At 61.0% G+C, this 23763-nt stretch carries 23 protein-coding genes; 9 read left to right on the forward strand and 14 right to left on the reverse strand.

Annotated elements, in window-relative coordinates; translation table 11 throughout:
* Positions 1–75: 75 nt before the first annotated feature.
* From lepB to lptF, 4 genes are all read right to left on the reverse strand, one after another.
* On the reverse strand, positions 76–930 hold the full coding sequence (gene lepB / locus FW796_RS03350; protein WP_346633507.1) for a signal peptidase I: 855 nt from the start codon (positions 928–930) through the stop codon (positions 76–78).
* A 5-nt stretch (positions 931–935) separates the two neighbouring features.
* Complete coding sequence (gene lepA / locus FW796_RS03355; RefSeq protein ID WP_123727581.1) at positions 936–2735, reverse strand: translation elongation factor 4; 1800 nt, start codon at positions 2733–2735, stop codon at positions 936–938.
* A gap of 168 nt (positions 2736–2903) precedes the next feature.
* Positions 2904–3965: an LPS export ABC transporter permease LptG gene (lptG, locus tag FW796_RS03360; RefSeq protein WP_404938292.1), complete on the reverse strand. Its 1062-nt coding sequence runs from the start codon at positions 3963–3965 to the stop codon at positions 2904–2906.
* Positions 3958–5076 carry an LPS export ABC transporter permease LptF gene (lptF, locus tag FW796_RS03365; RefSeq protein ID WP_346633509.1) on the reverse strand — a complete coding sequence of 373 codons (1119 nt, stop codon included), beginning with the start codon at positions 5074–5076 and terminating at the stop codon, positions 3958–3960. The genes lptG and lptF overlap by 8 nt, the downstream gene beginning before the upstream one ends.
* Before the next feature lie 306 nt (positions 5077–5382).
* Between lptF and FW796_RS03370 the strand changes: the two genes are divergently transcribed.
* The 5 genes from FW796_RS03370 (at position 5383) to rlmF (ending at position 12088) form a co-directional block, all read left to right on the forward strand.
* Positions 5383–6873 (forward strand): leucyl aminopeptidase, encoded by a 1491-nt coding sequence (locus FW796_RS03370; RefSeq protein WP_404938290.1) that lies wholly within the window; start codon positions 5383–5385, stop codon positions 6871–6873.
* A gap of 60 nt (positions 6874–6933) precedes the next feature.
* A complete protein-coding gene (locus FW796_RS03375) occupies positions 6934–7362 on the forward strand; it encodes a DNA polymerase III subunit chi (RefSeq protein WP_346633511.1) in 429 nt (142 codons plus the stop codon).
* Positions 7363–7369: 7 nt separating this feature from the next.
* Positions 7370–7837, forward strand: a complete 468-nt coding sequence (locus FW796_RS03380) for a DNA polymerase III subunit chi (RefSeq protein ID WP_446439013.1) — start codon at positions 7370–7372, stop codon at positions 7835–7837.
* Positions 7838–8008: 171 nt separating this feature from the next.
* Positions 8009–10855, forward strand: coding sequence for a valine--tRNA ligase (locus FW796_RS03385; protein WP_402890376.1), 2847 nt, complete (start codon positions 8009–8011; stop codon positions 10853–10855).
* 207 nt (positions 10856–11062) lie between these two features.
* Complete coding sequence (gene rlmF / locus FW796_RS03390) at positions 11063–12088, forward strand: 23S rRNA (adenine(1618)-N(6))-methyltransferase RlmF (protein WP_446439014.1); 1026 nt, start codon at positions 11063–11065, stop codon at positions 12086–12088.
* A gap of 94 nt (positions 12089–12182) precedes the next feature.
* On the opposite strand, the gene FW796_RS03395 is transcribed toward rlmF, so the two are convergent.
* Positions 12183–12464 (reverse strand): HU family DNA-binding protein, encoded by a 282-nt coding sequence (locus FW796_RS03395; protein ID WP_003440137.1) that lies wholly within the window; start codon positions 12462–12464, stop codon positions 12183–12185.
* Between the two features lie 394 nt (positions 12465–12858).
* Between FW796_RS03395 and yejK the strand changes: the two genes are divergently transcribed.
* Together yejK and FW796_RS03405 are read left to right on the forward strand one after the other, a co-directional pair.
* Positions 12859–13863, forward strand: coding sequence for a nucleoid-associated protein YejK (gene yejK / locus FW796_RS03400; RefSeq protein ID WP_011059411.1), 1005 nt, complete (start codon positions 12859–12861; stop codon positions 13861–13863).
* Positions 13863–14219 (forward strand): glutaredoxin family protein, encoded by a 357-nt coding sequence (locus FW796_RS03405; protein WP_346633515.1) that lies wholly within the window; start codon positions 13863–13865, stop codon positions 14217–14219. Before yejK ends, FW796_RS03405 begins: the two co-directional genes overlap by 1 nt.
* A gap of 91 nt (positions 14220–14310) precedes the next feature.
* Here the strand turns inward: FW796_RS03405 and FW796_RS03410 are convergent, their stop codons facing one another.
* The 5 genes from FW796_RS03410 to FW796_RS03430 form a co-directional block, all read right to left on the reverse strand.
* Entirely contained in the window at positions 14311–15246 is a 936-nt protein-coding gene (locus tag FW796_RS03410) for a glutathione S-transferase family protein (protein WP_446439015.1), read from the reverse strand.
* A gap of 87 nt (positions 15247–15333) precedes the next feature.
* Positions 15334–15663, reverse strand: coding sequence for a GIY-YIG nuclease family protein (locus FW796_RS03415; RefSeq protein WP_346633517.1), 330 nt, complete (start codon positions 15661–15663; stop codon positions 15334–15336).
* Between the two features lie 45 nt (positions 15664–15708).
* A complete protein-coding gene (locus tag FW796_RS03420; RefSeq protein WP_346633518.1) occupies positions 15709–16179 on the reverse strand; it encodes a nuclear transport factor 2 family protein in 471 nt (156 codons plus the stop codon).
* A gap of 99 nt (positions 16180–16278) precedes the next feature.
* The gene (locus tag FW796_RS03425; protein WP_346633519.1) at positions 16279–17550 is read right to left on the reverse strand and encodes a CynX/NimT family MFS transporter; all 1272 of its coding nucleotides are present in this window, start codon (positions 17548–17550) and stop codon (positions 16279–16281) included.
* Positions 17551–17563: 13 nt separating this feature from the next.
* The gene (locus tag FW796_RS03430; RefSeq protein ID WP_446439016.1) at positions 17564–18223 is read right to left on the reverse strand and encodes a FadR/GntR family transcriptional regulator; all 660 of its coding nucleotides are present in this window, start codon (positions 18221–18223) and stop codon (positions 17564–17566) included.
* Positions 18224–18388: 165 nt separating this feature from the next.
* Here FW796_RS03430 and FW796_RS03435 point away from each other — a divergent pair, with 165 nt between their 5' ends.
* Both FW796_RS03435 and FW796_RS03440 read left to right on the forward strand, forming a co-directional pair.
* Positions 18389–18700: a type II toxin-antitoxin system MqsR family toxin gene (locus FW796_RS03435; RefSeq protein WP_446439017.1), complete on the forward strand. Its 312-nt coding sequence runs from the start codon at positions 18389–18391 to the stop codon at positions 18698–18700.
* Positions 18697–19179, forward strand: a complete 483-nt coding sequence (locus FW796_RS03440; RefSeq protein WP_346633522.1) for a type II toxin-antitoxin system MqsA family antitoxin — start codon at positions 18697–18699, stop codon at positions 19177–19179. The genes FW796_RS03435 and FW796_RS03440 overlap by 4 nt, the downstream gene beginning before the upstream one ends.
* 65 nt (positions 19180–19244) lie before the next feature.
* Here FW796_RS03440 and FW796_RS03445 read toward each other — a convergent pair whose 3' ends face one another.
* The 4 genes from FW796_RS03445 to FW796_RS03460 all read right to left on the reverse strand — a co-directional run bounded on the left by FW796_RS03445 (position 19245) and on the right by FW796_RS03460 (position 23403).
* Positions 19245–20009, reverse strand: coding sequence for an amino acid ABC transporter ATP-binding protein (locus FW796_RS03445; RefSeq protein ID WP_041116093.1), 765 nt, complete (start codon positions 20007–20009; stop codon positions 19245–19247).
* Positions 20010–20019: 10 nt separating this feature from the next.
* Positions 20020–21117, reverse strand: coding sequence for an amino acid ABC transporter permease (locus FW796_RS03450; protein WP_346633523.1), 1098 nt, complete (start codon positions 21115–21117; stop codon positions 20020–20022).
* 10 nt (positions 21118–21127) lie between these two features.
* Complete coding sequence (locus FW796_RS03455; protein WP_346633524.1) at positions 21128–22309, reverse strand: amino acid ABC transporter permease; 1182 nt, start codon at positions 22307–22309, stop codon at positions 21128–21130.
* 65 nt (positions 22310–22374) lie between these two features.
* The gene (locus FW796_RS03460; protein ID WP_041116089.1) at positions 22375–23403 is read right to left on the reverse strand and encodes an amino acid ABC transporter substrate-binding protein; all 1029 of its coding nucleotides are present in this window, start codon (positions 23401–23403) and stop codon (positions 22375–22377) included.
* Between the last annotated feature and the right edge of the window lie 360 nt (positions 23404–23763).

Below are 23763 nucleotides of genomic sequence, written 5' to 3' on the forward strand. Positions count from 1 at the left end.
ATGCCCGAGGGCAAGGGCGTTTTATACAAGAGCCAGAAAAGCATTCGGCGCTGTGTTCAACAGCGCCGTGTGTGATTACTTGATCAGGCCAACCCGCGAGAAATTCGGCAGGTGGCTGAGTTTCGGTTCGGGCCAGCTCATCCAGACTGCGAAGGCCTTGCCGACGATATTCTTGTCGGGAACCATGCCCAGCAGGTCTTTGGGAATACTCGGATCGTCCCAGTAGCGACTGTCGTTGGAGTTGTCGCGGTTGTCGCCCATCATGAAGTAATGCCCGGCAGGCACCACCCAACGCCCGTCCGGCGCGGGCCGGTAGCGACTCATTTCCTTGCGGATCAAGTGCTCGACGGCACCGAGCTTTTCCTTGTACAGCTCGGCGCTGCCCAAGGTGCCGGGTTCAGCCCCAACCAACTGCTCTGCCACCGACTGGCCGTTGACGAACAGGTGCTTGTCGCTGGTGTAGCGCACTTCATCACCCGGCAGGCCGACTACACGCTTGATGTAGTTGACGTTGGGGTCGCTTGGATAGCGGAACACCATGACATCGCCGCGCTGCGGATCACCGACTTCGATGACTTTCTTGTCGATCACCGGCAGGCGGATCCCGTAAGAAAACTTGTTCACCAGGATAAAGTCGCCCACATCCAGGGTCGGCTTCATCGAGCCCGATGGAATCTGGAACGGTTCCACCAGGAACGAACGCAGCACCAGGACAATGAACAGCACCGGAAAGAACGACTTGCCGTATTCAACCAGCAGCGGTTCCTTGCTCAGCTTTTCGACCACCAGCCCATCCGGCTGGCTGACGCTGCCCTGATAGTTGGCGATGGCCGAGCGCCGACGCGGTGCCAGAAACACCAGGTCGAGCAACGCCAAGAGACCGCAGACAAAGACAGCGATGACCAGCAACAGCGGGAAATTTAGTGACATAGGACCTAACTATCCAACCTGAGCACAGCAAGGAAGGCTTCTTGTGGAATTTCCACGTTGCCCACTTGCTTCATGCGTTTCTTACCGGCCTTCTGCTTTTCCAACAGCTTGCGCTTACGGCTGACGTCGCCGCCGTAGCATTTGGCCAGTACGTTCTTTCTGAGAGCCTTGACGGTTGTCCGCGCCACAATCTGCCCGCCAATGGCGGCCTGAATTGCCACGTCAAACATCTGCCGAGGAATCAGTTCCTTCATCTTCTCGGTCAACGCACGCCCTTTGTAATGGGCGTTGTCACGGTGGACGATCAACGCCAGGGCGTCGACTTTCTCACCGTTGATCAGCACATCCAACTTGACCAGATTAGCCGATTGATAACGGTCGAAATGGTAGTCCAGCGAAGCATAGCCGCGGCTGGTGGATTTCAGGCGGTCAAAGAAGTCCAGTACCACTTCGTTCATCGGCAGATCGTAGGTCACCTGGACCTGGCTACCGAGGAACAGCATGTCGTGCTGCACGCCGCGCTTCTCGATGCACAGGGTTATGACGTTGCCCAGGTGCTCTTGCGGCACAAGAATGTTGGCCCGCACGATCGGCTCGCGCATGTCTTCAATCGCCGACAGATCCGGAAGTTTGGACGGGTTGTCGACATAAATCGTTTCACCGTTCTTCAGCAGCAGCTCGAAGATCACCGTCGGCGCTGTGGTGATCAGGTCCAGGTCGTATTCGCGCTCCAGGCGCTCCTGGATGATCTCCATGTGCAGCATGCCGAGGAAGCCACAACGGAAACCGAAGCCCAAGGCGTCGGAGCTTTCCGGGGTGTACTGCAGCGACGAGTCGTTGAGGGTGAGCTTCTGCAACGCTTCGCGGAAATCCTCGAAGTCGTCGGAGCTGACCGGGAACAGGCCGGCGTAGACCTGCGGCTGGATGCGCTTGAAGCCTGGCAGCACTTCCACGTCCGGGGTCGAGCTCAGGGTCAGGGTGTCACCCACCGGCGCACCGTGAATGTCCTTGATGCCGGCGATGATGAAGCCCACTTCACCGGCCTTGAGGTCAGTGGTGGCGGTGTGTTTGGGGTTGAAGACGCCGACGCTGTCCACCAGGTGGATCTTGCCGGTGGATTTCACCAGGATCTTGTCACCCTTCTTCACCCGGCCGTGACGCACACGCACCAGGGACACAACGCCCAGGTAGTTGTCGAACCAGGAGTCGATGATCAGCGCTTGCAGCGGGTCTTCGATATTGCCGGTCGGTGCCGGAATGGTGGTCACCAGGCGCTCGAGCACCTCGTCCACGCCCAGGCCGGTCTTGGCGCTGCAAGTCACGGCGTCAGTGGCATCGATACCGATGATTTTCTCGATCTCTTCCTTGACCCGCTCAGGATCGGCCTGGGGCAGGTCGATCTTGTTCAGCACCGGCATCACTTCCAGACCTTGCTCGATGGCGGTGTAGCAGTTGGCAACCGACTGGGCTTCAACGCCCTGGCCAGCGTCCACCACCAGCAGTGCACCTTCACAGGCCGCCAGGGAGCGACTGACTTCATAGGTGAAGTCCACGTGGCCCGGGGTATCGATGAAGTTCAGCTGGTAGGTAATGCCATCTTTGGCTTTGTAATAGAGGGTGACGCTGTGGGCCTTGATGGTGATCCCGCGCTCACGCTCAAGGTCCATGGAGTCCAGAACCTGGGCTTCCATTTCGCGCTCGGCCAGGCCGCCGCACATCTGGATGAAGCGATCGGCCAGAGTCGACTTGCCATGGTCAATGTGGGCGATGATGGAGAAATTGCGGATATGACTCAAATCACTCACGGATGAACACTCAAAAAGGCTGCAGGCAGGGCCCGCCGAAAAATAGCCGGGAATTGTACCTGATACTCGGCACGAGCGTCACGCTCGCCTGTCAGCGTTTGTCAAATGCAAAAACGCCCCGATCCAGGGACCGGGGCGTTGCGCTAAAAACCTGACAGAGCCGCTGAATCAGCCGGCCCGGCGCAATAGCCAGAAGCCTGCAATGGCACAGATACCCGCCGGCACCAGCACCGCGAACAGCGGCGAGAAACCGAACACCAGGCTCGAAGGCCCCAGCAGGTCCTGAGCGATGCGGAAGGTGAAACCCACCAATACGCCCGTGAACACTCGCTGACCCAGGGTCACCGAACGCAGCGGTCCGAAAATGAAGGAAATCGCCATCAGCACCAGGGCCGCCGTCACCAGCGGCTGCAGCACCTTGACCCAGAACGCCAGCCAGTAACGACCATTGTTCAAGCCCTGGTCGGCCAGATAATGGATATAGCCCCACAGACCACTGATAGACAGAGACTCCGGCGCCATGACCACGGTGCTCAGCAGTTGCGGGCTCAGAGCCACGTCCCAACGCTCGTCGGGAACGCTGATGACCTCGGTGTGACCTTCACGGAAATAGGTGGTGGTGACATCCGTCAGCTGCCAGTAGTTTTCGTGGAAACGTGCCTGACGAGCAAAACTCGACGACAACATATGGTGATTGTCATCGAAGTGGTAGCGAGTCACGCCATACAGCAGGCCATTGGGCTGCACTGCGTTGATATGGATGAACTCCTCGCCCTGACGGTGCCACAGGCCGTGCTTGGAACTCTGGGCATCACCGGAACCCTGGGCCAGGGCGCGACTGGCCTGAGCTTGGGTCTCGGTGGCCGGCGCTACGTATTCACCCACCAGCACGCCCACCAGCATCAGCACCAGCATCGGTTTCATCACCGCCCAGACGATACGACCGACAGAGACGCCGGCAGCACGCATGATGGTCAGTTCGCTGTTGCTGGCCAGGGAGCCAAGACCGATCAGGCAGCCGATGAGGCCGGCCATCGGCAACATTTCATAAACCCGGCGCGGGGCGGTGAGGACCACGTAGCTCATCACGTCCATCACGGTGTAGGTATCGCTGACACTGCCCATCTCATCGATGAAGGCAAACAGCGAAGCCAGCCCGAGGATGATCCCCAGGACCGCAAGAATAGCCATGAACACACTGCTACCGATGTAGCGATCGAGCTTAACCACGAGCCATCTCCTTCATACTGCGACGACTCGCCATTTTCAAACGCAACGGTTCCCAGTACATCAAGCCCAGGCCAATGCCCAGGAACAGCAGGTGAACCCACCACAGCCCCAGGGTTGGCGAGATCTTGCCTTTCTCCATGGCGCCACGTACCGCGATCAGGATGGTCAGGTACGCCATATACAGCAGGATGGCCGGGATCAGCTTGAGGAAGCGGCCCTGGCGCGGGTTGACCCGGGACAACGGCACCGCCATCAAGGTCACGATAAACACCAGCAACGGCAGGGACAGACGCCATTGCAGCTCGGCACGGGCCCGCAGGTCATTCTTGCCGATCAGGTCAGCAGTGGGCATGGCATCGCGATCGGTGACTTCGTCGCTGACATCCGGTCGCTCCAGCAGCACGCCGTAGGTGTCGTACTTGATCACCCGATAGTTGGCCTCACCTGGATTGCCGTCATAGCGATAGCCGTTTTCCAGGATCAGGTAGCGATTACCGTCGGGACGAATGTCCTGGTGCCCCTTCTCGGCCACCAGCACCGAAATGCCCTGGTCCTTTTTCTCCCGGCTCAGACGCTTTTCGGAGATGAACACCCCGGAAAGATTGGTGCGATCCTCGGACAGCTGCTCGGTATAGGTCACCCGAGTGCCATCATTGAGCGCCTGGAAGCGCCCGGCCACCAGGGTGTCGAACTCGGTCAGGGCGTCCTGCTTGTTCAGCAGCAACTGGAACTGGTTGGCCCCCTGCGGCGCCAGGCTCAGGCTCAACCAGGCCACCAGCAAGGCCACCAGGGCCGCCGGGATCATGGTCATGCCTAGCAGACGCTGCTGGCTCATGCCGGTAGCCGACAACACGGTCATCTCGCTTTCGAGATAGAGCCGGCCGTAAGCCAGGAGAATGCCCAGGAACAGCCCCAATGGCAGGATCAGCTGCAAAAAACCCGGCAGGCGAAAGCCCATGATCAGGAACAGCGAGCCCGGGTCCAGGGCGCCCGAGGCGGCTTGTGCGAGGAACTTGACGAAGCGCCCGCTCATGATGATGACCAGCAGCACCGCACTCACGGCACTCAGGGTCAGCAGGATTTCGCGGGATAGATAACGAAAGACGATCAAACCAGACACTCCAGGGTTGTCAGGCTAAGGCGGCCGAACAAGCAAACGTATCGAGCCGACCCCAAATGCAGGGCCGCCGAAAAAAGATGGCGCATTATCCTGTGATTGCGCGCGCCTGTCACGGAGGATGCTCACCCGGCGCTCTAAAGCGGCGAACTTGGCCAAGACGAGGGTTGTCAGCCGCAAGCGGCGAGGTTCAAACTGGCGGCTTTGTCGTCGGCAGCACGCGACGTCTTCTTCTATATAGATAAGCCCCGCGCCGGAGTCTTTCCTGCGCTCTTTGACCATTCATTCAGGGACCCAGACATGGAACTGGTTGTAAAAAGCGCTAGCCCGGAAACGTTGAAGACCGCCACCCTGGTGGTCGCCGTCGGCGAAGGCCGCAAACTCGGCAACGTAGCCAAGCAACTCGACGAACTCAGCGGCGGCGCCATCAGCGCCGTGCTCAAGCGCGGCGACCTGGCCGGCAAGGTCGGTCAGAGCCTGCTGTTGCACGGTGTGGCCAAGCTCAAGGCGGAACGCCTGCTGCTGGTGGGCGTCGGCAAGGATGAGGAACTGGGCGACCGCCCGTTCCGCAAGATCATCAGTGGTGTACTCGCCACCCTCAAGGGGCTGGGTGGCAGCGATGCCGTGCTGGCTCTGGATGAAGTCGTGGTCAAAGGTCGCGACAGCTACGGCAAGACCCGTCTGCTGGCGGAAACCCTGGTGGACGGCGGCTACGTATTCGACCGCTACAAGAGCCAGAAAGCAGAACCCCGCGCCCTGAAGAAAATCACCCTGCTGACGATCAAGGCCGCCCAGGCTGAAGTCGAGCGCGGCGTGACCCACGCCCAGGCCATCGCCAACGGCATGGCTTTTACCCGCGACCTAGGCAACCAGCCGCCAAACGTCTGCCACCCGACGTTCCTGGGTGAACAGGCCAAGGCCCTGGGCAAGGAGTTCAAGGGTCTGAAAGTCGAAGTCCTCGACGAGAAGAAGATCAAGGAACTGGGCATGGGCTCGTTCTATGCCGTAGGCCAGGGCAGCGACCAGCCGCCACGCCTGATCGTCATGCAGTACAACGGCGGCAAGAAGTCCGAGAAGCCGTTTGCCCTGGTGGGCAAGGGCATCACTTTCGACACCGGCGGCATCAGCCTCAAGCCGGGCGCCGGCATGGACGAAATGAAATACGACATGGGCGGCGCCGCCAGCGTGTTCGGCACCCTGCGTGCCGTGCTCGAACTGCAACTGCCGATCAACCTGGTCTGCATCCTGGCCTGCGCCGAGAACATGCCCAGCGGCGGCGCTGCACGGCCTGGCGATATCGTCACCACCATGAGCGGCCAGACCGTGGAAATCCTCAACACCGACGCCGAAGGCCGCCTGGTGCTGTGCGACGCCCTGACCTACGCCGAACGCTTCAAACCCCAGGCCGTGATCGACATCGCCACCCTGACCGGTGCCTGCGTGGTCGCCCTGGGCGCCCATACGTCCGGCCTGCTGGGCAACAACGACGAGTTGATCGGCCAACTGCTCAGCGCCGGCCAGCAAGCCGACGACCGCGCCTGGCAATTGCCGCTGTTCGATGAGTACCAGGAGCAACTGGACAGCCCGTTCGCCGACATCGCCAACATTGGCGGGCCGAAAGCCGGGACCATCACTGCCGCGTGCTTCCTCTCGCGCTTCACCAAGAACCTGAACTGGGCGCACCTGGATATCGCCGGCACCGCCTGGACCAGCGGCGGCAAGGACAAGGGCGCCACCGGCCGTCCCGTGCCCCTGCTGACCCAATACCTGCTGGACCGCGCCAAAGCCTGAAAACCATGACTGCGGAGGGCGTCGCTTGAAGGCAGCGCCCTCCCCGGCTCAGGAATCTCAATGACCAAAGTCGACTTCTATATTCTTCCCAGCGCGGACCCTGCTGCGCGCCTGGATTTTGCCTGCAAACTCACCGACAAGGCCTGGCGCATGGGCCATCGCATCTACCTGCATTGCAGCGACGCGCAACAACGGGACGAGCTCGATGCCCGCCTGTGGCGCTTCAAGGGCGAAGCCTTTGTTCCCCACGGCCCGGCGGAAAGCGAAGCCGACGGCCTGATCGTGCTCGGCCTGGGCCAGGACCCCGGCGACCACAACGACCTGCTGGTGAACCTGGACCTGAAAGTACCGACCTTCGCACCGCGCTTTGCCCGAATTGCCGAAGTGGTGGTGGAAGATCCGACTATTCGTCAGGCGGCCCGCGAGAGTTTCCGTTTCTATCGCGAACAGGGCTATCCTCTGCAAGATCACCGTTTACAGCGACTCTGAGCACCCGATGGACACTCCCAACCCGCTGCAAAAGCCCGCGCATCTGCTGGACGATCTCGAGTCGATCCGCCAACTGCTCGGCGATGACAATCTGCAACCGCCGCTGCTTACCGAGACTGTGAGCGGCGAAGTGCAAATCCCCCTGCTGTTCGACATGGTGGGCAGCCAGCAACCTGCCGAAACCGAAGCCGCTCCCGCAGCGCAAGCCAAACCGCAAGCTGCACCGGCCCCTGCCCCAGTTCAAGTGGCGGCACCAGCCCCTGCTCCAGCACCGGCTCCCGTAGCCAAATCCGCCCCTACCAGCAACAGTGCCGATGCCCTGCTGCATCTGGATACCGAACTGCGCGCCGCCGCACAGCTGATCATGCAAGACGTGATCGACGATTTCGCTCCGCACATCGAAACCGAAATCAAGCGCCGCCTCGACGCCCGCCTGGAACGCCTGCTCGCAGCAGCCACCAACGGCAAGCCGTAGCCGCAGCGACAAGCTGCGCCTCCCCCCCCCAAGCTGCCGGAAAAATACGGCCAGGCGTTCCTTGCGACTTAAAGCTTGCCACTTGGACTGCTGTCCAGTGGCTTGCAACTGCCCCCCTCCGCTATACTTCCCGGCTTTTCCTGAATAAATGCCAATAGGGTCCCGCCGCGCATGGATAAGACCTACCAGCCGCACGCCATTGAAACTTCCTGGTACCAGACCTGGGAGTCCGAGAACTACTTCGCCCCGCAAGGCGCGGGCGACTCCTACACCATCATGATCCCGCCGCCGAACGTCACCGGCAGCCTGCACATGGGCCATGGCTTCAACAACGCAATCATGGACGCCCTGATCCGCTTCCGCCGCATGCAGGGTCGCAACACCCTGTGGCAGCCGGGTACCGACCACGCCGGTATCGCCACACAGATGCTGGTGGAGCGTCAGATCGAAGCCCAGGGCCAGAATCGCCACGATCTGGGTCGGGAAAAATTCCTCGAAAAAGTCTGGGAGTGGAAGGATCAGTCCGGGGGCAACATCAGCCGCCAGATCCGTCGCCTGGGCTCCTCCGTGGACTGGAGCCGCGAGCGCTTCACCATGGACGACGGCCTGTCGGAAGCGGTGAAGGAAGCCTTCGTCCGCCTGCACGAAGACGGCCTGATCTACCGCGGCAAACGCCTGGTGAACTGGGATACCAAACTGCACACAGCGATTTCCGATCTGGAAGTGGAAAACCACGACGAGAAAGGCTTCCTGTGGAACCTGCGCTACCCGCTGGCCGACGGCGCCAAGACCGCTGAAGGCAACGACTACCTGATCGTCGCCACCACCCGTCCGGAAACCATGCTCGGCGACTCCGCCGTCGCGGTGAACCCTGAAGACGAGCGCTACAAGGCGCTGATCGGCAAGTTCGTCGAACTGCCCCTGGTCGGCCGTCGCATCCCGATCATCGCCGATGACTACTGCGACCCTGAGTTCGGCACCGGCTGCGTGAAAATCACCCCGGCCCACGATTTCAACGACTACGAAGTCGGCAAGCGCCACAACCTGCCGCTGCTCAACATCTTCGACAAGAACGCCGCCGTACTGCCGGCCTGCCAGGTGTTCAACCTGGACGGCAGCCTCAACGAAACCATCGACGGCAAGATCCCGGCCGAGTACGTGGGCCTGGATCGCTTCGAGGCGCGCAAGCAGATCGTTGCCGCCTTCGACGCCGCCGGCCTGCTGGTCAGCGTCGACGACCACGCCCTGAAAGTGCCGAAGGGCGACCGCTCCGGCACCATCATCGAGCCATGGCTTACCGACCAGTGGTACGTCTCCACCAAGCCGCTGGCAGAACCTGCCATTGCTGCCGTGGAAGACGGTCGCATCGCCTTCGTGCCCAAGCAGTACGAAAACATGTACTTCTCCTGGATGCGCGACATCCAGGACTGGTGCATCAGCCGCCAGCTGTGGTGGGGCCACCGGATTCCGGCCTGGTACGACGAGTCGGGCAAGGTCTATGTCGGCCGCGATGAAGCCGAAGTCCGCGCCAAGCACAACCTCGGTCCGGACGTTGCCCTGCAACAAGACAACGACGTGCTCGACACCTGGTTCAGCTCGGGCCTGTGGACCTTCTCCACCCTGGGCTGGCCGGAACAGACCGACTTCCTCAAGACCTTCCACCCGACCGACGTGCTGGTCACCGGCTTCGACATCATTTTCTTCTGGGTCGCCCGGATGATCATGCTCACCATGCATCTGGTGAAGAACGAGGATGGCACGCCGCAGGTTCCGTTCAAGACGGTGTACGTCCATGGCCTGGTCCGCGATGGCCAGGGCCAGAAGATGTCCAAGTCCAAGGGCAACGTCCTCGACCCGCTGGACATCATCGACGGCATCGACCTCGAAACTCTGGTACAGAAACGCACCACCGGCCTGATGCAGCCAAAACTACAGAAAGCCATCGAGAAACAGACCCGCGCCGAATTCGCCGACGGCATCGCCAGCTACGGCACCGACGCCCTGCGCTTCACTTTCTGCTCCCTGGCCACCACCGGTCGCGACATCAAGTTCGACATGGGCCGCGTCGAGGGTTACCGCAACTTCTGCAACAAGATCTGGAACGCCGCGCGCTACGTACTGGACAAGGGCGAAGACTGCGGTCAGAACGGCGAGGCTTACGAGCTGTCCCTGGCGGACCGCTGGATCATCTCGCAACTGCAGCGCACCGAAGCTGAAGTGACCCGTCAGCTCGACCAGTTCCGTTTCGACCTGGCCGCCCAGGCCCTGTACGAGTTCATCTGGAACCAGTACTGCGACTGGTACCTGGAGCTGTCCAAGCCCGTGCTGTGGGACGAGAACTCGCCGGTTGAACGCCAGCGCGGCACCCGTCGCACCCTGGTGCGCGTGCTGGAAGTGGCCCTGCGCCTGGCGCATCCGTTCATGCCGTTCATCACCGAGGAAATCTGGCAGCGCCTGGCACCGTTGGCCGGCGCCGAAGGCAAGACCATCATGCTGCAGCCTTGGCCGGTGGCCAATGAAGCACGCATCGACCAGGCCGCCGAAGACGACATCGAATGGCTCAAAGGCCTGATGCTCGGCACTCGCAACATTCGCGCGGAGATGAACATCGGCCCGGGCAAGCCCCTGGCCCTGTTCCTGAAGAATGTCAGCGCCGAAGACCAGCGTCGCCTGACCGAGAACGAAGCCTTGCTGAAGAAGCTGGCCCGACTCGAATCCATCACTGTGCTGGGTGCCGGCGACGAAGCGCCGCTGTCCGCCACGGCTCTGGTGGGCGAGATGGAAGTGCTGGTACCCATGGCCGGCCTGATCGACAAGGGCGCCGAACTGGCGCGCCTGGACAAGGAAATCCAGCGCCTGCAAGGCGAAGTGCAGCGAGTGGGCGGCAAGCTGTCCAACGCCTCCTTCGTCGACAAGGCTCCGGCCGAAGTGATCGAGAAGGAGCGCGCCAAACTGGCCGAAGCCGAACAGGCTCTGGGCAAGCTGGCAGAGCAGCACGCACGGATCTCCAGCCTGTAACGGCGATTCGCGCAGCGTGAAAGAGGGAGGCCCGCAAAGGCCTCCCTTTTTTATTGGCGGCAGATCGCTTTCGCTGGCCAGCCAGCTCCTACCAGTAGACGGTGCTTTGGCAGGGGCCGGCTTGCCGGCGGCGAAGCCTCCCGCCCCAATGCCGCAAGATATGGGACAATGCCCGCCACTTTGAACCAGCCCCGAATCGATCCCCCCATGACCGCCCCCAACACTCCCAAGCCTGCGCGCAAAAAACCCAAGCCTGCCTCCCCAGCCAAAGCCGCCGCCCCCCGGGAAAAAGCCAGCCTGCACCCGCGCAATCGCCACCAGGGGCGCTACGACTTCCCACAACTGATCAAGAGCACCCCGGAGCTGGGGCAATTCGTGATCTTCAACCCCTATGGCAAGGAAAGCATCGACTTCGCCGACCCGGCAGCCGTGCGGGTGTTCAACCGGGCCCTGCTCAAGGCCTTCTACGGCATTGCCCACTGGGACATTCCGGCGGACTTTCTCTGCCCCCCAGTGCCCGGCCGCGCCGACTATGTGCATTTCCTCGCCGATCTGCTGGCCAGCCACAACCAGGGTGAAATCCCTCGTGGCGCGGCCGTGCGGGTGCTGGATGTCGGCGTCGGCGCCAACTGCATCTACCCCCTGATCGGCTACAGCGACTACCGCTGGCAATTCCTCGGTTCGGACATCGACAGCACCGCCCTGGCTGCGGCCAAGGCCATCGTCCAGGCCAACGGCTTGAACAAGGCCATCAGCCTGCGCCAGCAAGGCAATCCCAGGCAGATCCTCACCGGCCTGCTGGAAAGTACCGAGCGCTTCGACCTGACGATGTGCAACCCACCCTTCCATGCCTCCCTGGACGAAGCGACACGCGGCAGCCAGCGCAAGTGGCGAGCCCTGGGCAAGGCCGATCCCAAGCGCAAGCTGCCAGTGCTGAACTTCGGCGGCCAGGCACGGGAACTCTGGTGCGAGGGCGGTGAGATCCGTTTCGTCAGTCAGTTGATCAGCGAGAGCGCAGGCGTCGGCCAGCAAGTGCTGTGGTTCAGCACCCTGGTGTCAAAGGCTTCAAACCTGCCAGCCATTGAAAGCGCACTGAAAAAAGCCGGAGTACTGGAAAGCCAAGTGGTGGAAATGTCCCAGGGACAGAAACAGAGCCGCTTCGTCGCCTGGACCTTCAAGGACAAGGCACAGCAACAGGCCTGGGGTCAGGAACGCTGGGTTAGGAAGAGCTAAAGAGGCGGGGGATTCAAAGACGATTCACCTTGCGTGAATCGGTGTCACACAAACCGTGCCCGGAAGACTTCTGAGCACGGTTTCACTGCAAGTATTACTTGTTAACAGCGTCGGTCAGGCCTTTAGCCACAACCAGCTTGATAACTTTCTTGGCAGCGATTTCGATGGCAGCGCCAGTCGATGGGTTACGGCCAGTACGGGCAGGACGCTCGGTCACTTTCAGTTTGCCGATACCTGGCAGAGTGATTTCGCCGCCATTTTCCAATTGATCAGCAACGATCTGGGCCAGTTGGTCCAGGGCGTTACGCGCGGTGGTTTTCGGCGCGTCGATAGCTTCAGCGATATCAGCGATCAGTTGGTCTTTAGTAATAGCCATTGTGGTGTTCCTTCCCTATCAAATTCATTTGGATTGCAGAGTGCAGTGTCAGCCATCGAGCCAGATCTTGTGAATCTGGCACCCCGGTTACAACCACGACAGATCGGGGTTATAGATACCGAAATCAGGGTTTGGTTCGACCCGACAAATGCTGAATGCACGCTTAACGCTGAGACATCGCGTAAGACGGGGCAAAACTAGCACACAGACGGGGAAATATCCGCCTCTACCTAGCCATTTGGTCAGCTTTATTGCTCTAAATCGGTAAAAAAATGCATAAGCCTTACCCACAGGCCGTTCATCGCCTGGCAAACCACGCCAAAACCAGCGGGTGCGGTACACTGGGCACTTTTTCGGGGAGCCCGCCCTCCCCCTTCAATCAGCCGAGAAGCCCATGCCGATCCGTCATTGCATCGTCCACCTGATCGACAAAAAACCCGACGGCAGCCCCGCAGTTCTTCATGCCCGAGACTCCGAACTGGCAGAGTCCGCGGCCATCGAAAACATGCTCGCCGATCTCAATGAAAGCTATAACGCCAAACAGGGCAAAGCCTGGGGCCTGTTCCATCCCGAGTCCGGCGCTTTCCCCTTCAGCGGCTGGCTGAAGGAGTACCTGGACGGCGGCCAGGACTTCACCGCTTTCAGTCGGGTGGCGGTGGAGCATCTGCAGAAGCTGATGGAAGAGTCCAACCTGTCGGTGGGTGGGCACGTGCTGTTTGCCCATTACCAACAAGGCATGACCGATTACCTGGCCATCGCCCTGCTGCACCACAGCGAAGGTGTGGCCGTGACCGACCAGCTGGACGTGACCCCGTCCCGCCACCTGGATCTGGGCCAACTGCACCTCGCCGCGCGGATCAACATCTCCGAGTGGCAGAACAACAAGCAGTCCAAGCAGTACATCTCCTTTATCAAGGGCAAGAACGGCAAGAAGGTCTCGGAGTACTTCCGCGACTTCATCGGCTGCCAGGAAGGCGTCGACGGCCCGGGCGAGACCCGTACCCTGCTCAAGGCCTTCAGCGACTTCGTCGAAAGCGAAGACCTGCCGGAAGATTCGGCCCGGGAAAAGACCAAGACCCTGGTGGACTACGCCAGCAGCCAGGCCAAACTCGGCGAACCCATGGGCCTGGAAGAACTCTCGGAACTGATCGACGAGGACCGTCCCAAGGCGTTCTACGATCACATCCGCAACAAGGATTACGGCCTGTCGCCGGAGATTCCCGCAGACAAGCGCACCCTCAACCAGTTCCGCCGCTTCACCGGTCGCGCCGAAGGCCTATCCATCAGCTTCGAGGCCCACCTGCTGGGCTCGAAGATCGAGTACGACGAAGAAGCCGGAACCCTGATCATCAAGGGCCTGCCGACCCAACTGACTGACCAGCTCAAGCGCCGCAACTGATGCTCCAGGGAGTACTGAAGAAGTTCCTGCTGATCCTGCTGGTGGTGGTGGTCTATCAGAACTGGGGCAAGATCGAACGACTGTTCAACCCTTCGGCGGTGGTCAGCGAAGAGATCCGTAGCCAGGCCCGGGTCGTGCTCTACGCCACCGACTGGTGCGGCTACTGCAAGGCCACCCGGCGTTTTCTCGATCAGAAGGGCATTCCCTATCAGGAGTTCGACATCGAGAAAGATGCCGAGGCGCGCAAGGCCTATACCGAACTGGGCGGTGCCGGGATTCCGATCCTGGATGTGAATGGAACCCTGCTGCGCACCTACGACCCCGAGGCCATCATGGCTGCGCTGCAACGTCAGTAGGAGCTGGGCGGCGCGGCCAGCAGATCGTGCACCGATCTTGAGGGCGCCTTCGCTGGCAAGCCAGCTCCTACACCAGCCTGCTTCTCCTCGATCACTGCGCCTGGATACGGAAACCCAACCGCGGGAAGTGCACATGCACCACACCGGCACGGGAGTCTTCGCGACGCAGGATCAACTCTTCAGTGCCGGCGAACAGCAACTCTCCCGCTACAGGATCAACACCATAATCGGTGGCGGCAATCACCACCTGCTGCCCCGCCGCGAAGCCGTTGGGATCGACAAACGGCTCATCAGGCAGGGCTGCCGGGGTAGCGCTGCGTGACACCTCAAGCGCCTCTTCGGCGCTCATTTCGGTGAAAGAGCCGTGACCAAAGCCCAGCACCCGCGCCAACCAGGCGGCCACCGCCGGATACGCGTCCACCAGCGGCGCCGTCACCGGCGTGCCCTTGAGAAACCACAGCGGGTGAGCCAGGGCGATATCGGCAATCGAGGGTTCGCCAAACAGGAAGTCCCCCGGCTCGCGCTGCAGTTGCTGCTCCAGACGCGTCATGATGGTTGGCCATTGATGCTTGGCCACTTCCAGGGGCAGACGGCTGGCGCTGCCGCCACTGAACAACGCGGCGCGGTCGGCCATGAAGGCCTTGACTGCTTCCGGCGGCAACTTGCCAAAGCGTGCAACTGCCGATTCGGGCTGGAACACCAGAGTCACTGCATGCTGGAACACCACCGAGTCGACCCAGGCGGCGAAGGTCGCGCTGATCATTTCCTGGCCTTCAGGGAACAGCGCCGGCGAGGCCTTTTCCTGCTCCAGACGCCGGGCGATCAAAGCCGTGTCGCAATAGATATCAGCACCGACCTGCAGTACCGGCGTCTTGCGATAGCCACCGGTCAGGGCAGTCAGATCAGGCTTGGGCATCACCGGGGAAATCTTCACGGAGCGCCAGGACAGGCCCTTGAAGCCCAGGAGCAGGCGGGCTTTTTCCGCAAATGGAGAAGTCGGGTAATGGTGCAGGATCAACTCTGACATGCTGGGTTCCGCCGGAAGAGGGAGAACGCTGAGCTTAGCGCGCAATCCGTGGACGGCCTACAGATCCAACTGATGAGAACCTATCAGTCAGATTGATGCGGTTGCACCGGCAGAAGCCACCAGGCATTCCTTGGCGCTTTTCCTGAGTTTCTTGATCAACCGCTCCTGGCGCAGAGCCTCGCTCTTGTCCCGGCAGGCTTCGGTATAGACCAGCGCCACGGCGGGGCTGGAGAGAAAAAACCGCGCGCCCTTGCCACTCTGGTGCTTGGCGAAACGCCGCTGCGGATCATCGCTGATGCCGCAATACAAGGCCCCATTGGCGGCACGCACCAGGTAGACGAACCAGGGTTTGCTGTCCGCCACTGGCGAAGCGGCTTCAACGACGGGAGAGGGATCGGGGCTGGTCACAAAGGGCATCGAGGCTTGTGGATAACAAGCCGCGATCTTAGCAGAGGATGGTTTTCAACGGCCGCCCTGGAAAGCCTTCAAGCCTTTGCGGGCCTGGGCGCGAACGGCATTTTTCAAGAACGGCGTCCAGCCCAGCAGCAGCCCCTTGGCTCCCAGGGCCTGACGCGCCCAACGCCACATGTCGAAATGGTCGTGGTGCTCACAGATCTTGCCATCGCGAAACACGAAGCGCGCCTGAATATCGTTGACCACCGTGTTGCCGGTCTGGCTGAACAGGTAAGTGGCGACCCAGTGCGCACCACCCGAGCGCTCGTCGGCATGCACCTGATCGAACGTCAGGGAAAAGTCCTTGGCCCGGGAAGTGAGCATGCGCCACATGTCGCCAGCGTCACGCCCACGCAATTCGCCGAAGGCCGGATCACTGAATACGACGTCCTCGGTATAGCAAGCGCTCATGGCCTCGGCATCGAGCCGCTGGAAGGCCTGATAGAACTCAGTGATCAGGGCGCGGTGGGCATCACTCATGGGCGGACTCCGAAAGGGCAAAGGGATGCCTGCACAATAATCCGCACACCTTGAGAAAACTATCGGCATTTGCCGTGCAAATACCGACAGTGACGCCCATCAGATTCTCTCGCTTTGCACCTGCACATACAGCGAACGGCCGGCGCCCAGCCCGGCAATGATCGCCCCACTGCCCAGCACAGCGAAGATCCAGCCCACGGCGTTCCAGCCGCCGGTCCAGTCATGCACCAGCCCCACGGCAAACGGCCCCATGGACGCCAGGGTGTAGCCGATGCCCTGGGCCATGCTCGACAGGTTAGCTGCCACATGGGTATCCCGTGAACGCAGGACGATCAAGGTCAGGGCCAGGCTGAAAGTGCCGCCCTGCCCCAGGCCCAGCAGAATGGCCCAGCCCCACAAGCCGTCAAGCGGCGCATAGAGACAGCCGAACAGGCCGCCCAAGGTCATCAACATGACAATCACAATGGCCAGACGCTGATCCTTGCCGCGAGTCGCCAGCCAGGGCGCCGCCAGGGAGCTGGCCAGTTGCACGATCACCGAACCCGACAGCACCAGTCCGGCCTGGGTTGGAGTCAGACCACGACCGATCAGGATCGACGGCAACCAGCCAAACACGATGTAGGCCAGGGACGATTGCAGTCCCATGTACAAGGTCACCTGCCAGGCCAGGCGATCACGCAGCAACCCGCGGACACGGAAGGCGACATGGTGAGCGCCGTGTTTCTGCCCCACTTGAGGCAACCAGAACAGCGCCGCCACCAACGCCGGCACCACCCAGAAGCCAAGGCCCATTGCCCAGCTGTCATCAAAGTGATGGCTCAAGGGCACTGTCGCCCCTGCCGCCATGGCCGCCCCCAGGCACAGGGCCATGGTGTAGACACCGGTCATGGTTCCCGCATGCCGGGCGAAGTCGCGCTTGACGATGCCCGGCAGCAGCACCCCGATCACGCCGATGCTGGCACCTGCCAGGATGCTCCCGGCAAAGACGCCGAACTCACCGAGGGAACTGCGCAGGACAATGCCCAGGGCCAGGGTCAGGAGAATCCCCAGCACCACCCGTTCGGCGCCGAAACGCCGGGCCAGCAGCGGCGCCAAAGGAGCAAACAGCCCCAGACACAACACCGGCAAGGTGGTCAGCAACCCCGCCTTGGCGGCCGACAGGCCCAGGTTCTGGGATACGTCACTGAGCAACGGCGCCATGCTCGACAGCGCCGGACGCAGGTTCAACGCCACCAGGATCAGCCCCAGCAGCAACAGCCAGGGCCGCCGCAAAGGTGGCGGAGCCTGCTGGACTTCTTCGTCATCGGCCTCGGCGTCAATCAACAACTCTGGAGGCGACGGGGTGTTCGGGGGGGCCTGGTGGTTGGACATATAGGTCTCGGATTCAGGATTCGTTGATCAACTGGCGGGAAAGGTGCTTGGCCCGCTCGGGGTCGCCCTGCTCGATGGCATCCAGCAGGTGCTGGTGGAGATCGAAGACGTCCTGGCGACGCGGAGTGACCGTCAAGGCCTGGCGCAACTGGGCGCCCACCACACTGGAGAAATAGCGGTACAGCTGGCTGAGGGTCGGATTGTGTGCGGCATCCACCAGGCCCTGATGAAACACCAGGTCGCAGGCGATGTAGCTTTCCAGATCGCCATGAAAATGCCCGCCGCTGGCCTGCAAGGCTTCGTTCAAGGCGCGCAGGTCCTCGTCGGTGCGACGCAGGGCCGCAAGGCCAACCGCCTCCACTTCAAGGATCTGCCGGGTTTCCCGGGCCTGTTCCAGGGAGCATTGGGACAGGGCCTGGAGCATGTCCAGGGGATCGGCCACCGCCCGCAGGTAGCTGCCGTCGCCCTGGCGGATCTCGATCAGCCCGGAGAACGCCAGCACGCGCATGGCTTCGCGCACGGTGTTGCGGCTGATGCCCAGTTCGCTGGCCAGTTCCGGTTCGGTGGGCAAGCGCTGGCCGACAGCCCAGGCGCCATTGGTGATGCGCAGGCGCAGCTGCTCCAGGGCCTGGTCGACCAGGGAACGTTTGATCAGAGGGGAAATTTCGCTCATTGAACTCACTCTTTCATCCAATCATCGGACGAATTGCCCGACATGGTATTCAGGCTTTTCCGAGAGTTCAACGTTTTAGGCTGGAGGAGGCACTTTCGCCATCTCAAACAGGCCTTGACAAAAAACCCTATAAGGGTAGTTTCAATCAAGCCTCAAGGGTGTCTCATGGAAAAGAAAACACCTCATTACGACCTGTCGTTGATCAAGGCACAGGTCGTTCGGCAAGGGGCACAAGCCTTCACTCGAAGTGCGTTGCTCTGCGGCAAGGAACTCGGATTGTCCCTGGCCGCCATGCAACGAGTGATAGCCGGACTCCAGGGCAGCATGTTCTACAAATCGATGACCACCTATCACGATCACCGGATGTGGCAGGACGTGTATTACACCGGCATCGATAACCGGACGCTCTACATCAAGATCACCCAGCGCCCCGGCATAGGGCCTCCAGTGATCTCCTTCAAGGAGGCAGAAACATGAAACGACAACAGTGCTACAGCTGCGGCGCCCCGAGCGGCATGCTGGCGTTCGAGCAACGCAGCGAGCTCATCGACTACCGGCACCTGTTGCGTCACCTCCATGGCCTGGCCGGCTGGGAATGCCAGGAATGCAATGAAATCGAATTCGACGCAGCGAGCGCAGAACGTTACGCGGCCGCGGGCGACCAATTGCTGGAGGAGTATCGGCAGATCGTCGCTGCAGACATGAAGCGCATCCGCCGCAAGCTGCACCTTTCCCAGAAAGAAGCCGTCAGGCTACTTTCGGGCGGCGGGCACAATGCCTTTTCCCGCTACGAGCGCGGCGAAGTCAGCGCACCTCAGCCCTTGTACATGCTGATGCGCCTGCTGGATCGCCACCCGCAGTTGATGAAGGACGTACTGGATCTCAGCGAACCGCAACTGGCGCCCTCTGCCTCCCGCGACTCATCCGAGCAACAGCTCGGCGCTGCCGGCAGTTGAACGCCGGGCAAAAATAAACCCGGAGCCAGTCCGGGTTTATCTTCAGCGCGGGTCCTGCAGCAGGATCAATGCAGGATCTGACTCAGGAACAGCTTGGTGCGATCATTCTGCGGGTTGTCGAAGAAGTCGTTCGGTGCCGCCTGCTCGACGATCTCGCCCTTGTCCATGAAGATCACCCGGTTGGCCACGGTGCGGGCAAAGCCCATTTCGTGGGTCACGCAGAGCATGGTCATGCCGTCTTCGGCGAGGCCGATCATGGTGTCCAGCACCTCCTTGACCATTTCCGGGTCCAGGGCCGAGGTGGGTTCGTCGAACAGCATGATCTTGGGCTTCATGCACAGCGCCCGGGCAATCGCCACCCGTTGCTGCTGACCACCGGAAAGCTGGCCCGGGTACTTGTTGGCCTGCTCCGGAATGCGCACCCGCTCCAGGTAGTGCATGGCAATTTCCTCGGCCTTGCGCTTGGGCATCTTGCGCACCCACATCGGCGCCAGGGTGCAGTTCTGCAGAATGGTCAGGTGCGGGAACAGGTTGAAGTGCTGGAACACCATGCCCACTTCCCGGCGAATGGCCTCGATCTGCTTGAGGTCGTTGGTCAGCTCCACGCCGTCCACCACAATGCGCCCCTGCTGGTGTTCTTCCAGGCGATTGAGGCAACGGATGGTGGTGGATTTGCCCGAACCCGAGGGCCCGCACAGGACGATGCGCTCGCCCTGCCTGACGTTGAGGTTGATGTCCTTCAACACGTGGAACTGGCCGTACCACTTGTTCACACCCTGCATCTGAATAATGCCTTCAGGGCCCACAGGCTTTTTGCTCGCTTCACTCATGGAGGTACTCCTAACGCTTGTGGCCTGTGTCCAACTTACGCTCCAGATGCATGGAGTAGCGGGACATACCAAAACAGAAAATCCAGAACACCAGGGCCGCGAAGACATAGCCTTCGGTGGCCATGCCCAGCCATTTGGGGTCGGCGGCGGCTTGCTTGACGCTGTTGAGCAGGTCGAACAGGCCGATGATGATCACCAGGCTGGTGTCCTTGAACAGGGCGATGAAGGTGTTGACGATGCCGGGGATCACCAGCTTCAGGGCCTGAGGCAGAATCACCAGGCCCATGGCGCGCCAGTAACCCAGGCCCATGGCGGCGGCCGCTTCGTACTGGCCCTTGGGAATGGCCTGCAAACCACCACGCACCACCTCGGCCACATAGGCCGACTGGAACAGGATCACCCCGATCAGCGCTCGCAGCAGCTTGTCGAAGTTCATGCCCTCGGGCAGGAACAGCGGCAGCATCACCGAGGACATGAACAGCACCGTGATCAGCGGCACGCCGCGCCAGAACTCGATGAAGGTCACGCAGACCACGCGGATCGCCGGCAGGTTGGAACGCCGTCCCAGCGCCAGCAAGATTCCCAGAGGCAAGGCTCCAGCAATCCCCACGGTGGCGATCACCAGGGTCAGCATCAGGCCGCCCCATTGGCTGGTGGCGACATTGCTCAGACCCAGGTAGCCGCCGTGCAACAGGGTGTAGGCCACCACCGGGTACCACACCAGGAAACACAGGCCGTAGATCGCCTTGCGGGCAAAGCGCGAGATGAACAAGGGGGCCACGCCGATCACTGCCAGCCACACGGTCAGGTCCACCCGCCAGCGCAGCTCCACCGGGTAGTAGCCGTACATGAACTGGCCGAATCGCTGCTGGATGAACACCCAGCAGGCGCCGTCCTTGGTGCAGTCGGCACGGCTGGTGCCGACCCAGTTGGCGTCGAGGATCGCCCAATGCAGGATCGGCGGCACCACCAGGTAGATCAGGTAGAAGGCAAACAGGGTCAACAGGGTGTTGAGCCAGCTGGAAAACATGTTGGCGCGCATCCACGCCAGCACACCGATACTGCTGCTGGGCGGCGGCATATCGGGCTTGAAAGTATGAGTCGTCATGGGCGCTTCCTCACCGCTCGATCAGCGCAATGCGCTTGTTGTACCAGTTCATCAGCAGGGAAATGCTGATGCTGATTGCCAGGTACACGCTCATGGTGATGGCAATGACCTCGATGGCCTGACCGGTCTGGTTGAGCACCGTACCGGCGAACAGCGAAACCATTTCCGGGTAACCGATACCCGCCGCCAGGGACGAGTTCTTCGCCAGGTTCAGGTATTGGCTGGTCAACGGCGGAATGATCACCCGCAAGGCTTGGGGAATGATCACCTTGCGCAGGGTCGGACCGTTGCGCAGCCCCAGGGAGCGCGCCGCTTCGGTCTGGCCATGGCTGACCGACTTGATCCCGGAACGCACGATCTCGGCGATAAACGCCGCGGTGTAGACGGTCAGGGCCAGAGTCAGGGCCAAGAGTTCGGGGATCAGTACCCAGCCGCCGACGAAGTTGAAGCCCTGCAGCTTCGGCAACTCCCAATGCACGGGCGAGCCAAAGACCAGCGTGCACAACGCCGGAATCAGCAGCAGCAACGCCAGGCCGGTCCAGAACTTGTGGAACGGCACCCCGGTGGCCTCAAAGCGCTTGTTGGCCCAGCGGCACATCAGCACGATGGCGATCACGGCAAGCGCCACACTCGCAACGAACGCCCAGAACCCCGGAGCCATCTGCGCCGCCGGCATGTTCAAGCCACGACTGCTGACGAAGAAGGTGTCGCCGAAGTTATGGCTGTTGCGCGGCCCCGGCATGGTCAGGAACACCGCGAAGTACCAGAACAGGATCTGCAGCAGCGGCGGAATGTTGCGGAACACTTCCACATACACCGTCGCCAGCTTGCTGATGATCCAGTTCTGCGACAGCCGCGCCACCCCGATGATGAACCCCAGCAAGGTGGCCAGGATCACCCCGATAAAAGTCACCAGCAGCGTATTGAGCAGACCGATGACGAAGACCCGGGCATAGCTGTCCGCTTCGGTGTAGGCAATCAAGTGTTGAGCGATGCCGAAACCGGCGCTGCGCTCAAGAAAGTCAAAACCCGAGGTAATACCCCGGTGCTGGAGGTTGGTTTGCGTGTTGTCGAACAGAAACCAGCCCAGCGAAACCACCGCCACTATGGTGATGATCTGGAATAACCAGGCGCGCACACGCGGGTCGCTGAGGCTAAGCCTCTGCTTGGGTGCGCCGATTGTATTTTGCATGAAGTGCCCCAGGAATAATGGAACAGAACATCACCCGGCGGTTGGCCCGCCGGGTGATAGAACCATCAGCGCACAGGTGGTGCGTATTGGATGCCGCCGTTGTTCCACAGCGCGTTCAGGCCGCGGTCGATGGCCAGTGGCGTGCTCTTGCCGAGGTTTTTCTCGAACACTTCACCGTAGTTACCTACTTGCTTGACGATCTGTACTACCCAGTCCTTCGGCAGTTTCAGGTCTTTGCCGTATTCACCGTCCGCGCCCAGCAGACGTGCTACATCAGGGTTCTTGGTGGACTTGGCTTCAGCTTCGACGTTTTTCGAAGTGACGCCCGCCTCTTCGGCGTTAAGCATGGCGAACAGGGTCCACTTGACGATGCTGAACCACTCTTCGTCGCCTTTACGCACCACCGGGCCCAAAGGCTCCTTGGAGATGGTTTCCGGCAGTACGACATAATCGGTCGGAGTCGCCAGCTTGCTGCGCTGTGCGTAAAGCTGGGACTTGTCGGAGGTCAGTACGTCGCAACGACCGGACTCCAGGGACTTGGCACTCTCATCGGAAGTGTCGAAGGTGATCGGGGTGTATTTCAGACCATTGCCGCGGAAGTAGTCCGACACGTTCAGCTCAGTGGTAGTACCGGCTTGAATACAGATGGTCGCACCGTCCAGCTCCTTGGCACTTTTCACACCCAGCTTGTTGTTCACCAGAAAGCCGATGCCGTCGTAATAAGTGACGCCGGCAAACATCAGGCCCATGCCCGCATCGCGGGAGCTGGTCCAGGTGGTATTGCGCGACAGCACGTCGATCTCACCGGATTGCAGCGCAGTGAAGCGCTCCTTGGCGTTCAACTGGCTGAACTTGACCTTGGTCGCATCGCCGAATACGGCTGCGGCCACGGCACGGCAGACATCGGCGTCGATGCCGAGAATCTTGCCGGTAGCGTCCGGTACCGAGAATCCCGGCAAACCATCACTGACGCCGCACTGTACGAAACCTTTCTTCTGTACTGCATCGAGGGTCGCACCCGCCTGTGCGAAACCGCTTGTAGCCAGTACCGTGGCCGCCGTCACGACGGCCAGGGTGGATTTCAACATCTTCATTCAAACCTCCAGTTTTGCTCTTGTTGTGTCGGAGCTTGAGTCCTGCCGCACCCTCATGAGGCGCTGTTGACCCGTGTCGGCTTTTTTATAGGGTCAAGCGGCGTAAGACCTTCGCTATGAGTCTAGTAGGAGAAATCCACGTAATGGGGGACCTACATCTCACCAATCGGCCGAACGGGCTGTAGCCCTTTGCAGTTCACAGAGCCCGTAGCGGCCGTAGGCGAACCTGTATCAGAGGAGCTGGGTATGCCATCGCCCGCGGTAGCCTGTTAGTGTTACCGCCGGCAGAGCGTGCTATCACATCCGCTCCTCTTTCCGAGCCATAGCAAAGCCCGTACCACAGTTTCGGCTAAAGCGTTT

This window comes from Pseudomonas sp. 910_21, assembly GCF_052850735.1.

Excerpts from the sequence above, each read along its gene's own strand:
- lepB (WP_346633507.1), bottom strand. The coding sequence starts at position 930 with ATGTCACTAAATTTCCCGCTGTTGCTGGTCATCGCTGTCTTTGTCTGC.
- FW796_RS03370 (WP_404938290.1), top strand. The coding sequence starts at position 5,383 with ATGGAACTGGTTGTAAAAAGCGCTAGCCCGGAAACGTTGAAGACCGCC.
- FW796_RS03375 (WP_346633511.1), top strand. The coding sequence starts at position 6,934 with ATGACCAAAGTCGACTTCTATATTCTTCCCAGCGCGGACCCTGCTGCG.
- FW796_RS03380 (WP_446439013.1), top strand. The coding sequence starts at position 7,370 with ATGGACACTCCCAACCCGCTGCAAAAGCCCGCGCATCTGCTGGACGAT.
- FW796_RS03385 (WP_402890376.1), top strand. The coding sequence starts at position 8,009 with ATGGATAAGACCTACCAGCCGCACGCCATTGAAACTTCCTGGTACCAG.
- rlmF (WP_446439014.1), top strand. The coding sequence starts at position 11,063 with ATGACCGCCCCCAACACTCCCAAGCCTGCGCGCAAAAAACCCAAGCCT.
- FW796_RS03395 (WP_003440137.1), bottom strand. The coding sequence starts at position 12,464 with ATGGCTATTACTAAAGACCAACTGATCGCTGATATCGCTGAAGCTATC.
- yejK (WP_011059411.1), top strand. The coding sequence starts at position 12,859 with ATGCCGATCCGTCATTGCATCGTCCACCTGATCGACAAAAAACCCGAC.
- FW796_RS03405 (WP_346633515.1), top strand. The coding sequence starts at position 13,863 with ATGCTCCAGGGAGTACTGAAGAAGTTCCTGCTGATCCTGCTGGTGGTG.
- FW796_RS03410 (WP_446439015.1), bottom strand. The coding sequence starts at position 15,246 with ATGTCAGAGTTGATCCTGCACCATTACCCGACTTCTCCATTTGCGGAA.
- FW796_RS03415 (WP_346633517.1), bottom strand. The coding sequence starts at position 15,663 with ATGCCCTTTGTGACCAGCCCCGATCCCTCTCCCGTCGTTGAAGCCGCT.
- FW796_RS03420 (WP_346633518.1), bottom strand. The coding sequence starts at position 16,179 with ATGAGTGATGCCCACCGCGCCCTGATCACTGAGTTCTATCAGGCCTTC.
- FW796_RS03425 (WP_346633519.1), bottom strand. The coding sequence starts at position 17,550 with ATGTCCAACCACCAGGCCCCCCCGAACACCCCGTCGCCTCCAGAGTTG.
- FW796_RS03430 (WP_446439016.1), bottom strand. The coding sequence starts at position 18,223 with ATGAGCGAAATTTCCCCTCTGATCAAACGTTCCCTGGTCGACCAGGCC.
- FW796_RS03435 (WP_446439017.1), top strand. The coding sequence starts at position 18,389 with ATGGAAAAGAAAACACCTCATTACGACCTGTCGTTGATCAAGGCACAG.
- FW796_RS03440 (WP_346633522.1), top strand. The coding sequence starts at position 18,697 with ATGAAACGACAACAGTGCTACAGCTGCGGCGCCCCGAGCGGCATGCTG.
- FW796_RS03445 (WP_041116093.1), bottom strand. The coding sequence starts at position 20,009 with ATGAGTGAAGCGAGCAAAAAGCCTGTGGGCCCTGAAGGCATTATTCAG.
- FW796_RS03450 (WP_346633523.1), bottom strand. The coding sequence starts at position 21,117 with ATGACGACTCATACTTTCAAGCCCGATATGCCGCCGCCCAGCAGCAGT.
- FW796_RS03455 (WP_346633524.1), bottom strand. The coding sequence starts at position 22,309 with ATGCAAAATACAATCGGCGCACCCAAGCAGAGGCTTAGCCTCAGCGAC.
- FW796_RS03460 (WP_041116089.1), bottom strand. The coding sequence starts at position 23,403 with ATGAAGATGTTGAAATCCACCCTGGCCGTCGTGACGGCGGCCACGGTA.